This window comes from Leadbetterella byssophila DSM 17132 (assembly GCF_000166395.1).
GTDB lineage: Bacteria > Bacteroidota > Bacteroidia > Cytophagales > Spirosomataceae > Leadbetterella > Leadbetterella byssophila.
In genome coordinates this window covers 553,954-569,454 of the sequence record NC_014655.1, presented here as the reverse complement: position 1 = coordinate 569,454, position 15,501 = coordinate 553,954, and the positions used below count along the sequence as shown (strand labels likewise).

Here is a 15,501-nt window from a genome sequence, read left to right as displayed (position 1 = left end):
TTGTGGGATTCATTGTATTTTTCTAAGATCTAAGAACTTTAAACCGTGAAACCTGTAATTTAAAATTGTCCTATTCTTGTGAGGGAGATCAGTAATATCTGAGTACAGTTTTAGACGACTACAGCCGCTATATTATCCATTGGGAAATCTGCGATTCGATGAAAGCCGAAGATGTAAAAAGAACGGTAAATAAAGCAATCGAAAAAGCAAAATTAAAGTCTAAGGCTAAACCCAAATTGCTCTCAGACAATGGCTCTTGCTACATCTCAAATGAAGTAAAAACGTACTTGAGAGGGGAATTAAAAATGAAACAGGTGCATGGTAAACCTATGCATCCCCAGACTCAGGGAAAGATAGAACGCTATCATAGGACCATGAAAAATGTAGTCAAATTGAATCATTTTTACCATCCTGAGGAGCTCGTAGAAGCGTTAAAAAAGTTCGTGGAAAACTACAACAATAACCGTTATCACGAATCCTTACAAAATCTGACTCCAGCGGATATGTATTTTGGAAGATCGGAGCTGATTTTAATGAAATAAAAACGACCTCAATCAACAGAAGAAGACAGTTGTATAATCAAGAAAAATTATTAAATTTATAAACCAAAATACTCCTTAAGGATTTATCCCAAAATGTCCGGTTTAGTTTGAAGACGTACAGGTTACATACTATTGAATTTGTACTTAAAGCTTATTGTTCGGCTGCCTAGATGCATACGTCCGCATCCATGGAGAAAAGTCTCCAACGATGTAAAGAGCCCTACAAACCTGCGGGTAAGCGCAGATTCTTCAGGCTCCTTCCTTCTCTTCTTATCGGGAACTAAAAAGCAAGCTAAAAATATCCCCGCAAACCTGCCCTGCTAATTAATTCCCAACGGATGACAGAGCTCAGGTTATCAAGTTGGTGGATCATCATCCTTGTAACAGCTTCTTCAAATTTGCTATTTAAAACGTTCTAAAAAATGAGCTCCTTAATGGCAGATCTGTAATTTCGTCCCACATTTATCTCTACCCCATTTACCAGAGTCACAAAAGATCTTTGCGCGTCCCTATACATTTCCATAACAAAGTCCAGATTTACTATATAAGATCGGTGTATACGGATAAATATTTGAGGGTTTAGTTTGCGTTCTACATGACCTATACCCAAATTACTCAAATAGGACTCCCCATTCTTCATATGGATCCAGGTATAATCTTTATCCGCCTTAAGATGCGTTACCTCAGCAATGGACCTGCTGATTAATCTATTTCCTCTTTCTACAAAGATGCGATTAGGATATAGTGTACCTATTGACCTCTTAGACTCTATACTTTTCTCGAAACGCTGCAGAGCATGCAGGAATCTAGCACTGCTGAATGGTTTCACCAAGTAATCTATAGCCTGATATTCGAAGGCTCTGGCTGCGTCCTGAACATGGTCTGACATAAAGATCACTCCAGGAAGATGATCTACGGAATCTAAAACCTCAAAAGCGTTTTTGCTAGGTACATTTACATTTATTAAAACCAAATCTGGCTGTAAAGAATTAATGTACCTTACTGCTTCCCCTCCACTTTCACATTCCCATAATGCAAATGACTTTGGTGTGCATTCCCTTAACCACCTCCTATGACCAATATCACTGTCTACGATTAGAGCAATTTTTCTTCCCATGATGTCCCTGAAATCCCTGTCGCAAAATTATAGTGAAGCCCTTTACTCGAAACTGACATATGTCAGAAATTGCACCTAATTAGGCTTTTTACTAACTTAGTGTATCACCACCCTTACACCCATGTTAGAAAGAAAACATTTTGAAAGCGTTTGTAGAATTGTGCAAAATCACGGAATAGTTTTTACCCCGGATGAATTCGAACTCATAAAAGCTCAAACTCAGCATAAGATTTTACCAGCAGGAACAGTATTGATGAAGCAAGGTAAAGAAGTACAGTCGCTTTACTTTCTTAACCGTGGGATAGCACGTTTATTTCGGGTAGAAAAAGACGTAGATTATACTCTAGGGATCATTTCTCATCGTCATTTTTTATCTACTCCTCTCTACCTGCAAAACGGACAATTGTCGTCCTGCGCACTGGAGGCTTTAACTGAAGTAGAAGTACTGGAATGGAATAAAGGAGGCGCATTAGCACTGAAAAAAGCCATTCCCAGAATGTACGAAATGGAAATGGCCATTATGGACAGATTGCTGAATTGGCTGCAGGATCATCAAATAGAGGCCATTTGTATGACAGCAGAAGAACGATATAAGAAAATCATGGAAACCCAACCCGAAGTCATTCAACAAGTCCCCCTCAAATACATCGCATCCTTGTTGGCCATTCACCAGGACAGCTTAAGTAGAATCAGAAAGCAAGTAACTCAAAGATCCTGAAACTACTTCCAAAACTGAAATATGGCTTTATCTCCTATAATCAAATCTATGCAGCATCTACGAGCATGGAGGGTTAAAATCCTATGATACTTTTACCCTATTATGTACCTCTCATGGATGAGATCGTACCTTCCATTATGCATGGCATACCCGTGAACACTAATGTTTTTATCCTGCTAGCACCATTTAGGAAAGTCCCAGAGCTCTTAACACGACAGAAAATAAATAAGCACCTTAATATAACTAAATTCTTAGTTGTTTGATTATCTTTGGCAACCAATGGATAAGCAAATGATGAAACAAATTATTCTTTACCTTCTTCTCCCTTTCGCCTGCTTGGCTCAATCCCCTTATAAATCCAGTATAGAGATCGAGAAAAACTTGGAAAAGGACACCATACCCTGGAAATATCAACTGGCTGCAACCGACTATTCCTTTATAGGCAACTACGCCAAACTTTTGGAAACCATGGAACAGGAAAGATTCGGAAAACGGCCTTCGACGAGAGAAGATAGTCTATTCTTGCAGTCGGCTAGGATGCTGAACGCTAAAGAGTACATCCTATCACAAGCGAAAGACGCACCTATGCTCATCATTAACGAGGCCCACCATATGCCTCAGCATAGAGCCTTTACCGCCTCATTGCTCAAGGAACTCTATGCAAACGGTTATAGATATTTTGGACTCGAAGCGCTGGCAGATGATTCTATAAACATTAGAAAATATCCACAACTGAAGAGTGGATTCTACACCCAGGAACCTGAATTCGGGAACCTGATCAAACATGCTCTCGACTTGGGCTTTACCCTTTTTGGCTATGAAGCAGGGGAAGGAAGAAACGGAAAGGAAAGAGAAATAGAACAAGCCCAAAACATTAAAAAATTTATAGAGGCACACTCTGAGGGGAAAGTAGTCATCCATTGTGGGTACGCTCACGCCTATGAAAACGAATATCCTGCATGGGAGAAAGCTATGGCCGGAAGAATTAAAGAATATCTTGACATAGACCCCTTTACTGTGGAACAAACCCTCTTTTTAGAAAGAGCAGATGCTAGTAAGAACCACTTGTTTCTCAAATCCATTAAAGGTACTGAACCTCAGGTACTGCTGGATCATAATGGGCAGGTGTTTAAAGGCTACACCTCGCAGACAGACGTGGTGGTTATTCATCCTGCCACACGTACTATAAAAGGACGACCGCATTGGCTCTATCCCGAAAAAAAGGAGTATTATCTAAGCCGGGAAATTTCTTCGGGATTGATATTCGCCTATCGTAAAGGCGAAACAGAAGGTGTACCCGCAGATATCATAGAAGTGTTTCAACCCTCTACCCCTCTATTATTAAAACCGGGACCTTACATTCTTTACCATGGTACACAAGCTATCCAAGAGATAAGCATAGAAAGGTAATGTTTACTTATTGCTTTACACGGTACTAACCTACAACCCACTAAAATAAATTACTATAAAAAATCATATGCCCTGCTCTACACCAGAGCAGGTGCATATATCAAACACATATCTGGTGAAATAGCAATAGTAAAAAATCCCCATCAAACTTAAAGCTCCTACTTCCGCACTTAATTACACTCAAGCGGTAGAAAAAGAACAAATCGGTCAGTTCGCTTCTTTAAGAGAATGGATATACCGGCCCTTGTAATCTTTTGCGCCCTATTAAAACTACGAAAAGTGCTTGATACCATTCTGTCCGAGAGATACACGTATAGAACGGTAATATAAGAAGAATTTTATTTGGAAAAAGAGCGTCTACATCAAGTATGGCACTCGATAATTGCATGACCAAAAAGCTGTCCTCCATTTTAAAGTCAAAAAAAAGGGCCTCATTTGATGAGAGCCCTATAAATAAAGTTACGAAGAATTTTTGACATTTCCAAAACCTTTCCCGGAAAAATCAGATCTACTCACTATACAGCAACAGCGCTCTCCGGTCTAATGATCAATCTTTTGTATACCTCCAAGTACCGTTGGGCCATAATTTCCTTTGAAAACCTTTGTTCTACTATTTCCCTACACTTCATCCTTGAAATAGAAGACACTTTAGGAATATAGGCGCAGGCCTCTTCCATGTCCTGAACTATAAATCCATTCTCCCCGTGATGAATAAGCTCTGGCATACTACCCTTATTAAACGCCAGTACCGGCGTACCACAAGCCATGGCTTCAACTACGGATAAGCCAAAGGGTTCCTCAAAATGAATAGGATGCAACAAAACTTTAGCATTACCTAGACACTCATTTCGTCGTTCAGGCCCTATACTGCCCACATATTCCACTTTCCCCTTTTTCAAAAAAGGTTTTACCCACTGATCATAATAATCCTGATCCTGAATAATACCAGCTATTATCAGCGGCATGTCCAAAGCCAAAGCCATCTCCACAGCCTCCTTTGTGCCTTTATCCGGATGGATTCTTCCGTAGAACAATAAATACTCACCTTCCTCTCCCTTAAACTCGAAATCATTCAGATCTATGCCGTGATAAACGGTTTCCACATAATCTAATTCGGGAGACTTATTTGCTTCACTGATAGCCACATAATGCGTATTCGCATTGTATTTTTTATAAACTTCCAAAATCTTAGGAGATGAAAAGCCATGTATGGTAGTTAACATAGGAGTTTTAACCAATTTGGAATAAGTTAAGGACAAAAAATCAAAATGATTATGAATGAGGTCAAATTCATCTGCTTGCTCAAAGCATTGTGCTATATGCAAACACTCCCAGACCTTCGCATCCATTTCCCTGTCCTCTTCATACCCCTGCATGGCTACACTTCTCAATTTCCCCTTAGTAATGGAGTCTGCCGTGGCAAAAAGGGTAACGTCTAATCCCATCTTTACCAATTCTTCAGTCAATAAAGAAGTAACCAGTTCCCAAGGACCATAATGACGGGGAGGAGTACGCCAGGCTATAGGCGCTAACATGGCAATTTTCATTCTATCATTCTTTTAATCAAACGATCAATATCCACTAAAGTGAAGGTAGTTACTACATCTCCTATAGCATACGGCAAAACTAAAGTCCTACCAATGGCCATGGCACCACAAGAATAGAAGACATTAGGAACGTAACCAAAACGCTCTTGCTTACTAGGGGTAAGTAAAGGTTCTTTCAAACGTCCAATGATCTTAGAAGGATCATCTTTATCTAAAAGTAGCGCACCAATGGAATAGGTGCGTACAGGTCCCACTCCATGCGTTATCACTAACCAGCCTTCATCAATTTCCACGGGTGAACCACAATTCCCAATTTGTATCATTTCCCAATCAAAAGTAGGTTTAACCAAAGGTTGGGACTCATACCAAAAGTAAGGATTGTCAGAACTCATGAGGTACAGCGATTCATTATCCTGACGCCCTAACATCATGTATTTCCCATTCACCTTTCTAGGAAAAAGGGCCATACCCTTATTTTTAGCAGCTTTTCCATTCAAGGTAGATACTTTAAATTCTATAAAGTCATGGGTTTCCAGTAACTCCGGCATGATAATCTTCCCGTCATAAGCTGTAAATGTGGCATAATAGATACTGCTTCCATCATCTTCTGTAAATTTCACGAAGCGTGCATCTTCTAGTCCGTTGCTTTGAGAAGGAGAAGCCGGATAAATAGCCCGTTCAGAAATGGTATCTGTGGTAAAAGTCAGGGTGAAATTAGAGAGAGCCAGCATGCGGATTCCGGTTACGAGTCGCCGCATATTGATACTACTTTTAAAAGGTTTTGACCCCTTTATTTGATTTAATACCTCTTCTAATTGTTCAAAAGTAAAAGGATCACCCAGGGGTTCAAAAACCATTTGCTCAGCACCAAAAAGTATTCCTAATTCTCCGGCCTTACGCATGAAAAGTTCCTTGTCGTACAAATGTTCCTTTCTCTGAGATTCATAAATAACCGGAGAATTTTCAATAAGTTTAATATTCAATTCCTTGTCAATCTCTCCTTCCATAAAGGTGATGGAAGAGATATGGCCCTCCCCTATGGCCCTAAGACTCAATATGAATTTAGTAACCCCAGCCTTGTCCTGAACCGGATGGGGAACAATGGAAGGATTGAATAAAGCCGTAGATTCTAAGGCGTACTGCTGTGTAAAACAAGCGCCAATAAAGATCTTTTCTTCTTCAGAGAATACTCTACTTTCAGGCAAATGCCCCTGAATCAATTCAAAATGCCTCAGAAAAATGGTTTGAATGCTATCATTGGGCAAGTCTAAACGTTCGTAGACCCCTTTCATTACCCTCTCTTGATCTTCCGGAGGAGTAGAAAAGATGCGCTCTAAGATATGCTGGATTTGAGCAATATTCCCCGGGACAAAAGGACGCACCAGCGTCCTCGTCGGGGATGGGGTTATTTTAATAGGTAGTCTCTTCATATTCACTGCTTTTTACGGCGGAGGTAATAGGAAATACTGATCAAGGACATCATCCATGAAAGGGTAGACTCCGCTCCCTGATTCATATTCGCGCCTTCTGAATGTAAACCGTCCCTACATCCTCCTGTTGAAAAATCGTACAAAACAGCACTACTGCTGTTCTCTCCCATGAACCAGGCAAAAGCCTTCAAGGCGTATTCAGCATATCTTCCATCTTTCATCACCATTTCTGCTTGTAAACAGGCATCAATCATACCGTGTGCTTCCAGTGGCTGTTGGTCATACTCGGCTTTGCCTTCAGGTGTTAGCCACCCTTGGTTTCCTATAGGTGAAAATAGATGCTCCGAAAACTGCTTGTCAATCAACCAATCCAGAATTTTTAAGCCTCGTTTTACCAACTCTTCGTCCTTAAAGTAATGTCCTCCGGCTATTAGGGCCTGAGGAATTCTACTATTGGCATAAGTTACTATAGGATCAAACCACAACCACTCTTTATCTATGCATGGGTCAAAAAAGGCATTTAGTTGCCCCAGTTTTGAACGGAGTTGTTCTATAACAGTAGGATCACCATGTGCCTCTGCATGGTGTACCATTCCCAGTATCAAATAGGCCAAGGCTCTGGGATGACGGATATAATCTACTTTCTGAAGTCCCCTAAAGAATAGACTGTTCGAATGGTGGTAGAAATTACTAACCCGGGTTTGTGCTGCCGTATACCCTAAAGCCCACATGGTCCTTCCCACACTATCTTCTGACCCTTCCTCTTCCAGCCACTTGCGGTCATACGACATAAAGTTTCTAAACTTACCATTGGATTCATTATAGGCATAATCCACAAATGACAGGTATATACTAGTCAATCTATTCAGTTCATCCACATCCTGCAAATCATTTTGCAGCATCACGGAAAGCATGAGAGCCCTGGCATTATCATCTACACAGTACCCGTGCGTCCTGTCCGGGATACTATACCTTGCATGCTGGAAAATACCCGTGTCATCTGTAAGAACCCTCAGATGATGTAGGTTTACCGGCGACAAAGGCAAAGAGAATTCCAGGTCATTTGAAAGCTGGAAACGAGTAGCTGATATATCGTCCCAACTTATACCTTGTAGGAGCTCTACATATTGCTTACCTATATTTGGCCAATAACATTGCTTAGCCAGAGCCAAAGCATTTTCTCCAATGCTCTTTCTCTCCTCCTCATTATCCAATAGATAGAGAATTTTTTGACTTAATTGCTCAGCATCATTGAAATCAAATAAAAGTCCTCTGTTCTCAGCCAGCATTTCTTTGGCATACCAAAAGGGAGTGGAAATAATAGGTCTGGCGGCTCCCATAGTATAGATCAGGGTACCGGAAGAAATCTGCTTTTCTCCTAGATAAGGAATGATATAAATATCACAGAGTTGCAGAAAATCAAAAAGCTCCTTGTTCGTAGTAAACCTATTGATAAAAATGACATGTTTATCCAGTTTTAGTTTACTAACTAATCGTAGCAAAGAATGTCTATAATCCTCTCCCTCTCTTTTTAATACGTGCGGATGGGTCTCACCTAACACAATATACATCACATCAGGATTTCGCTCCACCACTTCCGGTAGGGCTTTAATGACCACTTCAATGGACTTATTTCTGGATAAAAGTCCAAAGGTAAGAAGTACTTTTTTGTCTTCTACACCTAATTTCTTCCTGACCTGATCCCTATTTTGAGTAAGGATTTCATGAACCCCATGATGGATATGCGCGCATTTACTTTCAGGAATATCATACACCTCTTTCAGGAGTTCTATACCCTTTTGGGAAATACTGATAAGTTTGCGCGATAACCCGGTAATCTCCTGGAGTACATCTCTTTGACCCTCTGTAGGTCTGTCCAGGATGGTGTGAAGTGTAGTGACCACCGGCATTTGCAGTCGCTTGAGCAATTGCACAATATGCCTTCCGTCTCTACCTCCAAAAATCCCGTATTCATGCTGGAGGATAACGGCATCAAAATTGTTCGAATTAAGGTAATTAGCAGCCTTGATATAGGTACTTACCTCGTTTTGCTCAATCTCAAATTCTACTTCCGGAGGATAGGAATAATTTTTGAGTCCGTCATTGATCGCTACCACTGAGACGGACACTCCATTCATGATTAAACCATCAAAGAGATCTTTTGAAAAGGTGGCAATCCCACATTTTCGTGGTGGGAAATTGCCTATCAAAGCCAATTTATTCATAGGTTGGTTAGTTACTTACGGTAAATGAATCCGGTGTATAGGGCCCATGCCGTAGTACCTAAAAAACCAGGTACTCACCACAGATAATGTATATATATAACCTTAAATCCCTCTAAAAATTGCCTTTCAAAAGGATAAGTTCCAAAAATAAAACAGAAGATTCTTCAATCTAAAATGGCAAACCTTGGTTTTGCATTAGAATATTTCACCGGCAAAGTATCCCCCATATTCCGTGCTACATAAACGTACTGCGGCACTTTTGCCTTGAGTATATAGGAACGTTCATTAACCAGGTACTTCACGTGGAAGGTGTAGGATTTATATTCCGACTTTTTAACCAAAACACCTACAGTACTTCTGGGATCTTCATTGACATGCTTTATGGTCAGTCGTTCCCTGTACCTAATAAAAGCCCATGCAGATAAAAAGATAAGGGCAGCTAATAGTAGTTTCTTATTATGAAGCATTTTACCTCAAATCCATTAAGAAAATTACGAAGATTTTTTGACAATTCCAAATGAATTTGGAACAGAATTTATGCATATATACAAATGTTGGTATTTACCAAGAATTACCTTTTTCCAGCTCCGTAAATTTGCATCTTAAATCAAAACACAATGACCATGAAAAAGCTATTTTTAATCACTTTAATTTTAACATCCTGCAGCGACTCTGACAAAATTACTTCGTATCGTATCGATGGAGAAAACGCAAAAGTACTATGGAAAGGTTCAACCACAGATCATTCGCACACCGGTTCATTCGAAGTAGATGGCTACGCAAAGGCTGACTTAGAAGGTAATCTGACGGAAGGGGAATTCAGCATACCTATCTCATCCATTGACAATTATGATCTAACTGGCGATGTTAAGATCCAACTTTTGGAACATCTAAAAAGTCCGGATTTTTTCAACGCTTTGAAGTATCCTAAAGCCAGCTTCAAATTGATCCGTTCCGTGCCTAACACTGAAAATTCTCAAGGATTAAACCAATTGATTTCCGGAGAATTTACCTTATTAGGAACTACTAAGATGATCACCTTCCCGGCTCGCGTGATAGTAGATAAGAAGAAAATCGAAGTAAAAGCTCAATTCACTTTGAACAGGACAGAATACGGAATGGTAAGTTATACGGATCCTGATGAAATGCTATACGTCTTACCGGAAGTAGAGATTGACTTAAATATCAAAGGTACAAAAGACGCTTAACCTACAACCCGCATGGCTTGCTGCAAATGCCGGGACTGATGATTGATCAAAATATGCAGCATATCCCCTAATTTAAACCTAAGGAGTGGCAGCTTAACCATGGCCACTCTTTTTTTATTTAAATCCTTGTGTCTAGCCATTTCTAGTAGGATGCCCCAGCGCTCCAAGTGCTTTTGGAACTCATCAATCACATCGTGATGGAAGCTAACAAGCTGCGGATCTGTAGATTTAAATGTCTTCATTTTCGTACCAGCAGGGGCCATGGTGCGGGCAAAATATCCACCTAGTAGTCCTGATTTAAAAGTACTGTTGTCGTCATCCGGCGAGGCAGAGATGGCTTCCTCCACCGAATCCAGATACATACGTGCATAAATATTAAGATGTTCTATACATTCTAGGGCTGACCATCCACCATCTTCCCTCCTTTTCCGCAATAGGTGGGTAGGCAAATTGACCAGATAATAAATATTTTCTTTCTGCGCAATCCATTGATTTACAAGATCGTTAAGTAGCATAGCTTTCTACATTTTTTACAAAATAAACCAATACTATGTATATTTACACCAATTATGAAAACTATAGCTATTACAGAAGAATTCCTGAACCTAAAAAACATGATGAAGGGACTCTCAGAAGAAGAATGGGACACTTTTTCTGAAATCTGGACAAAAAAGACCTACCCGAAAGGCTCCCTTTTGACCATGCAGGGAGATCCTGAGAACTACATTTACTTTGTCGTAGAAGGTATTCAACGCATCTACCATTCTTACGAAGACGGCAAGGAAGCCACCATTATCTTTTCTTATCCTTATTCCTTTAGTGGAGTGATTGATGCAGCACTTACCGGTACACCTTCCCGCTATTTCTTTGAAACCTTAAGCTCCAGTACTTTCTTAAAGGCACCGGCACAAAAGTTCTTGGAATTAAGTAGAACCATTCCTGCACTAAGCGGTTTTGTTCAAAATGCTTTGGCACAAAACATCAAAGGCTTATTGGAGAAAATGGTGGAGGTACAAAGTCTGAAATCAGAAGAAAAATTCATTCGGTTTATGCAAAGAAGCCCGCACATGTTGCACAAGGTTCCACAGCGCTACTTAGCGAATTACTTAGGCATTGACCCTACGAATTTCAGCAAATTAATGAATAAAGTCAGCATCTGATTTATCTTGGTTTTCACCAAGATCTGTGCTTCTGAATAGCGATACTTTTGCTAAAAAAAAAGTATGAGAAAACTTGCAAACGGTATCGTTATTATTAGTCTTTTAGGTCTTGCATATGTTGCCCTACTTGCCTGGTGGAGTCCTCAGCAGGTCATGGATTTAGTACATTTAGAAATTCCCAATCCAGACGCAGCCAGCTCCATTAGGGGAGTGTATGGAAGTGTTGGTCTTTTCGTATGCTTTGTTTTAGGCTACTTGTGGAAACAGGATCTAGCACTATCCTTGAGGTTCTTGGCGCTATTTTGGCTATTGTATGCCCTGGCCAGGGTAGTGACCTGGAAATCCCATGGCCCACTGGGAGAATTTGGCACCACCTGGCTAGGAATAGAAAGTACATTTGGTATACTTTCTTTGTTTCTTTCTAAATATCCTTCTGTTAAATCCTCTGCTTAAGAGGATTTAACTTTCGCATCCCTTTTCAAAAGAACCACCCATACTACTAAGCAAATGTCAAAAAGGGCTGCCAAAAAAGTTGGAGATAAGGATTTGTAACTTAAAGTCGCACTTGCAACAGATATCCCTGCAACCACGGCATACCACGGTGTTTTATATAGCCCACTAAAAGGAAAAAAATGTGCCCCGGTAATCACGATATAAAAGAATACAAAGTGCTCCTTTGCATGCAGAAAGGCATAAACCAAGAGCGGGAAATAAAAGAGTTGGGAAACGTTCGGCCAAAAGGTTGAAGTGCAATCTTCCATTCCCTCTTATATACTTTAGAAAAAAGTAGAGCCAAAGGAAACATTAATCCTCTGGTGAAAAATGTTAAGATGCACTTGTACTGATCACTCAGGTCTAAGGTCCAAATAAAGGTAATGACAGCCCAGCTGAGCTAATGAAATCTATGCCGTTTTTACAACGAACTGATAAATCTTCTCTGAGGCTAATTAAATCTTTCATAATAATGGTATAAGGTTTGGTGCGCAATATTAATGTTCCAAATCCGAAGTGCCAACGGGAAAACTTCACTAATTTTGCACCCCTCAAAAATTCTGTATGCAAAATTTCCTTTACGGGGTAGACTTTGGTACCTCTAATTCCGCACTATCTATATTAGATCTGCAATCTCATCAAATCATTAAGACCTTTATTTTACCTTCTGTTCTATATTTTCCAAAAGGAGAAAAAAGGGTATTGGTGGGAAATGAAGCCGTAGAAAGCTATGTAGGTGATGGGATGAAAGGTAGATTCATAAAATCCATCAAAAGAGTACTCTCTAACAAAAGTTTCCAGCATACGCTCATAAACGGAGTTAGATATGATCTTTCAGACCTGGTTAGCCTCATACTAAAGAAATTAAAAGCACAAGCAGATGATTTTGTGGGAACAAACGTAGACCAAGTTATCCTGGGCCGACCGGTATTCTTTGACGACGATGATCAGGATAGAGATACCTTAGCTCAAAAGCGTTTGGAGATAGCAGCGAAACAAGCAGGATTTCAAAAGATACATTTTCAGTTAGAACCCATAGCGGCAGCCTTTGCTTATGAGAAAACTTTAAGCTCGCCTCAAAAGGTTCTGGTAGCCGACTTAGGCGGGGGGACTACAGACTTCACCCTTATTTCACTGGATCCGGCCAAACACGATCAGTTAGACAGACGTCAGGATATCATCAGCACAGGAGGTATCTACCTGGGGGGAGATGCCTTTGATTCAGCTTTCATGTGGGAGAAAGGCACCCCGCATTTCGGACGAGGAGTGAAATACAGCACACGTCCGGAACAGTGGTTAGACTTGCCTTTATCGCTTTTCCTCAACATTACCACATGGGAAAAGATGATATTCTTCAACAGTACCAAGGTTTTACAAGATCTGAAGCGTTACTATTTTCAATCCAAGAACCATCCCAAACTAAAAAATCTTATAGACCTGATTGAAGGTAATTTGGGCTATAGCATTTTCAGGGAAATAGAGAGAGTAAAGGTGGATCTATCACAGAACACGTCCACCACTTTTGACTTTGAACCTTCTGGAATAAAAGAGCCCATTAGGTCATCTGAATACGATGAAATCATTTCGGGAGACCTACAAAAGATACAGAATTATTTGAATCAATTCATAGGTGATCATCATGCAGACAGTGTGTTCTTAACAGGAGGAACATCCCTAGTTCCAGCTGTTCAAAGGATGTTTAAAGAGAAATTTGGAGAGGTGCAGTCGGGCGACAACTTCATTTCCGTCACCCAAGGACTTGCTTACAGCCATTACTTACTGCATATCGAATAGGAATATATCCAAAAACCAATTAATTTCGCAAGGATATGTATGTAGCTGATCTAAAGATCATAGGAATTAATCCTTACGTTGAGATTCCGGAAGATATCCTGAATCAGATCTTTGGCGAATGGGGTAAGGCCCTATCCCCGTCAAAGGCAAGGTGAATGAAAAGGAATTCCGGCAGACCTTAGTAGGCTACAAAGGGGATTGGCCACTTAATCATCGAATATTAGACCATTCTCCTAAACGTATAGGTAAAAAACTGGAAATTTCACTCACCGAAGATCACGATAAGCGAACCGTCCAGCCTTTTGAACCCTGGTTAGAACTTTTAAGCCTGTATCCTGAAGATTTAGAAACATTTTACCGTCTAGCGCCATCGCTTCAAAAAGAATTCTATAAATATTTTCAAAGTTCAAAGACTCCAGCCAGCGTATAAAAAAACCTAGAGAAGGCCTTGGATTTCCTATAAGGCAAAGGACCATGGCTGGGAAGAAAATCCTTACCAAAATGAATGCAACTCCATTGGAACCCACCTACTTTCACGGGACAAAAGCACAATTAAGTATTGGAGACTACATTACGCCAGGCCATAACTCCAATTATGGAACGGGTAAAGAAGCAAGTTATATCTACCTTTCGGGAACATTAGATGCGGCCATCTGGGGAGCGGAGTTAGCCAAAGGAGAGGGAAAAGAAAGAATCTATTTGGTGGAAGCTACGGGAGAACTGGAAGATGATCCTAATGTCACCAACAAGAGATTCTCTGGAAATCCCACCCTTTCATACAGGTCTACATCCCCTTTTCTTGTAGTTGGGGAAGTGGGGGATTGGCTACCTCATCCTGCTGAGCAAGTCCAAGCCATGAAAGCGACCATATCCTCTAAGACAGACGATGATATCTTGTAGAATACGATTTTACACCATTTTTCGTTAATATCCCACACAACAAAGATGAAAACAATTTTAATCTCCGGAGGTACCGGTTATGTGGGTACTCATCTGATTTCTGCACTGATAAATGCCGGATATCAGGTGCATATCTTGACCCGTAAACCTCAAACGTCTGATCATCCTCAAATCAGGTACTTCGTATGGAAAGACTTCCAAGCCCCTGCTCAGGCTTTCAAAGGGGTCACTACTCTTATTAATCTATGTGGTACTCCTTTAGCGGAGAAAAGATGGACGGATCTTCGTAAAACGGAAATTCTACACAGCAGAATCCTACCTTTGAAAAGCTTACTCACTCCGGCACTGGCAGCGGGGGTTAGACATATCATTTCTAGTTCTGCCGTGGGCTATTACCCCGAAGGTAAACATGATGAAAGCAGCCTCCCGGGTCAGGGCTTTCTAAGTAATGTCTGTGTACAATGGGAAAATGCAGCTAAGGAATGGAGGGGAAAAGGAGTGATAACGGATATTTTAAGATTTGGTCTGGTTCTAAGCCCTGATGCACCCATAATTCGAAAACTGTTGCCCTTAGCTAGGTTAGGAATCAACCTATCTGTAGGAAGGGGGAATCAGAAGCTCTCTTGGATTCATGTTCAGGATCTGGCTTCCATCTTTTTGTTCCTACTAGAAAATCCGCAAAACAAGGCTATAAATGCCTGCTCGCCTCAAATTATGGAAATGAGAGAATTTGCTACAGTGCTACAAGAAGGTAAATATACTTTGCTTCCTCCTGCTCCTAGTTTTGTGGTCAAAGGAATCTTGGGTCAAAGGGCTACCCTTCTGTTAGACAGCATAGAGGCTAAACCGGAGATTCTAAAAAACTTAAATTTCCCCTTTGCATATGCTGATCCTCGTCAGATATTGCAGAAATAGTAACTTAAACAGCTCATTTTTTTCGTAACTTTCCCATCAGATT

Annotated in this window: 16 protein-coding genes and 1 pseudogene; 10 read left to right on the top strand and 7 right to left on the bottom strand. The window is 40.5% G+C overall.

Annotated features, from left to right (window positions below):
- The first annotated feature begins 98 nt into the window (after nucleotides 1–98).
- Nucleotides 99–542 carry an integrase core domain-containing protein gene (locus LBYS_RS02615; protein ID WP_083794529.1) on the top strand — a complete coding sequence of 148 codons (444 nt, stop codon included), beginning with the start codon at nucleotides 99–101 and terminating at the stop codon, nucleotides 540–542.
- 415 nt (nucleotides 543–957) lie between these two features.
- Here the strand turns inward: LBYS_RS02615 and LBYS_RS02610 are convergent, their stop codons facing one another.
- Nucleotides 958–1,659, bottom strand: coding sequence for a LytR/AlgR family response regulator transcription factor (locus tag LBYS_RS02610; RefSeq protein ID WP_013407350.1), 702 nt, complete (start codon nucleotides 1,657–1,659; stop codon nucleotides 958–960).
- Nucleotides 1,660–1,780: 121 nt separating this feature from the next.
- On the opposite strand from LBYS_RS02610, the gene LBYS_RS02605 reads away from it, so the two are divergent.
- Entirely contained in the window at nucleotides 1,781–2,377 is a 597-nt protein-coding gene (locus LBYS_RS02605; RefSeq protein ID WP_013407349.1) for a Crp/Fnr family transcriptional regulator, read from the top strand.
- Between the two features lie 291 nt (nucleotides 2,378–2,668).
- Entirely contained in the window at nucleotides 2,669–3,787 is a 1,119-nt protein-coding gene (locus LBYS_RS02600; protein ID WP_013407347.1) for a hypothetical protein, read from the top strand.
- 515 nt (nucleotides 3,788–4,302) lie between these two features.
- Here LBYS_RS02600 and LBYS_RS02595 read toward each other — a convergent pair.
- The 4 genes from LBYS_RS02595 to LBYS_RS02580 all read right to left on the bottom strand — a co-directional run bounded on the left by LBYS_RS02595 (nucleotide 4,303) and on the right by LBYS_RS02580 (nucleotide 9,456).
- Nucleotides 4,303–5,334, bottom strand: a complete 1,032-nt coding sequence (locus LBYS_RS02595) for a glycosyltransferase family 4 protein (RefSeq protein ID WP_013407346.1) — start codon at nucleotides 5,332–5,334, stop codon at nucleotides 4,303–4,305.
- Nucleotides 5,331–6,764, bottom strand: coding sequence for a glycoside hydrolase family 130 protein (locus LBYS_RS02590; protein ID WP_013407345.1), 1,434 nt, complete (start codon nucleotides 6,762–6,764; stop codon nucleotides 5,331–5,333). Before LBYS_RS02590 ends, LBYS_RS02595 begins: the two co-directional genes overlap by 4 nt.
- Before the next feature lie 2 nt (nucleotides 6,765–6,766).
- Entirely contained in the window at nucleotides 6,767–8,989 is a 2,223-nt protein-coding gene (locus tag LBYS_RS02585; RefSeq protein WP_013407344.1) for a glycosyltransferase family 4 protein, read from the bottom strand.
- 164 nt (nucleotides 8,990–9,153) lie between these two features.
- Entirely contained in the window at nucleotides 9,154–9,456 is a 303-nt protein-coding gene (locus LBYS_RS02580; protein ID WP_013407343.1) for a hypothetical protein, read from the bottom strand.
- 156 nt (nucleotides 9,457–9,612) lie between these two features.
- On the opposite strand from LBYS_RS02580, the gene LBYS_RS02575 reads away from it, so the two are divergent.
- Nucleotides 9,613–10,197, top strand: coding sequence for a YceI family protein (locus tag LBYS_RS02575; RefSeq protein ID WP_187287916.1), 585 nt, complete (start codon nucleotides 9,613–9,615; stop codon nucleotides 10,195–10,197).
- Here the strand turns inward: LBYS_RS02575 and LBYS_RS02570 are convergent.
- Complete coding sequence (locus LBYS_RS02570; protein WP_013407341.1) at nucleotides 10,194–10,712, bottom strand: DinB family protein; 519 nt, start codon at nucleotides 10,710–10,712, stop codon at nucleotides 10,194–10,196. The genes LBYS_RS02575 and LBYS_RS02570 overlap by 4 nt on opposite strands.
- Nucleotides 10,713–10,766: 54 nt before the next feature.
- Between LBYS_RS02570 and LBYS_RS02565 the strand changes: the two genes are divergently transcribed.
- The gene (locus LBYS_RS02565) at nucleotides 10,767–11,357 is read left to right on the top strand and encodes a Crp/Fnr family transcriptional regulator (RefSeq protein ID WP_013407340.1); all 591 of its coding nucleotides are present in this window, start codon (nucleotides 10,767–10,769) and stop codon (nucleotides 11,355–11,357) included.
- Between the two features lie 63 nt (nucleotides 11,358–11,420).
- Nucleotides 11,421–11,810: a DUF4345 domain-containing protein gene (locus LBYS_RS02560; RefSeq protein ID WP_013407339.1), complete on the top strand. Its 390-nt coding sequence runs from the start codon at nucleotides 11,421–11,423 to the stop codon at nucleotides 11,808–11,810.
- Here the strand turns inward: LBYS_RS02560 and LBYS_RS19840 are convergent.
- A pseudogene (locus LBYS_RS19840) lies at nucleotides 11,807–12,234 on the bottom strand (DUF7010 family protein). The gene LBYS_RS02560 and the pseudogene LBYS_RS19840 overlap by 4 nt on opposite strands.
- Nucleotides 12,235–12,413: 179 nt before the next feature.
- On the opposite strand from LBYS_RS19840, the gene LBYS_RS02550 reads away from it, so the two are divergent.
- The 4 genes from LBYS_RS02550 (at nucleotide 12,414) to LBYS_RS02535 (ending at nucleotide 15,458) form a co-directional block, all read left to right on the top strand.
- Nucleotides 12,414–13,643, top strand: coding sequence for an Hsp70 family protein (locus LBYS_RS02550; RefSeq protein WP_013407338.1), 1,230 nt, complete (start codon nucleotides 12,414–12,416; stop codon nucleotides 13,641–13,643).
- 151 nt (nucleotides 13,644–13,794) lie between these two features.
- The gene (locus LBYS_RS18935) at nucleotides 13,795–14,073 is read left to right on the top strand and encodes a hypothetical protein (RefSeq protein WP_148225750.1); all 279 of its coding nucleotides are present in this window, start codon (nucleotides 13,795–13,797) and stop codon (nucleotides 14,071–14,073) included.
- Nucleotides 14,074–14,144: 71 nt separating this feature from the next.
- Nucleotides 14,145–14,543: an NAD(+)--rifampin ADP-ribosyltransferase gene (gene arr / locus LBYS_RS02540; protein WP_374750224.1), complete on the top strand. Its 399-nt coding sequence runs from the start codon at nucleotides 14,145–14,147 to the stop codon at nucleotides 14,541–14,543.
- A gap of 45 nt (nucleotides 14,544–14,588) precedes the next feature.
- Nucleotides 14,589–15,458 carry a TIGR01777 family oxidoreductase gene (locus LBYS_RS02535; protein WP_013407336.1) on the top strand — a complete coding sequence of 290 codons (870 nt, stop codon included), beginning with the start codon at nucleotides 14,589–14,591 and terminating at the stop codon, nucleotides 15,456–15,458.
- The last annotated feature ends 43 nt before the right edge of the window (nucleotides 15,459–15,501 follow it).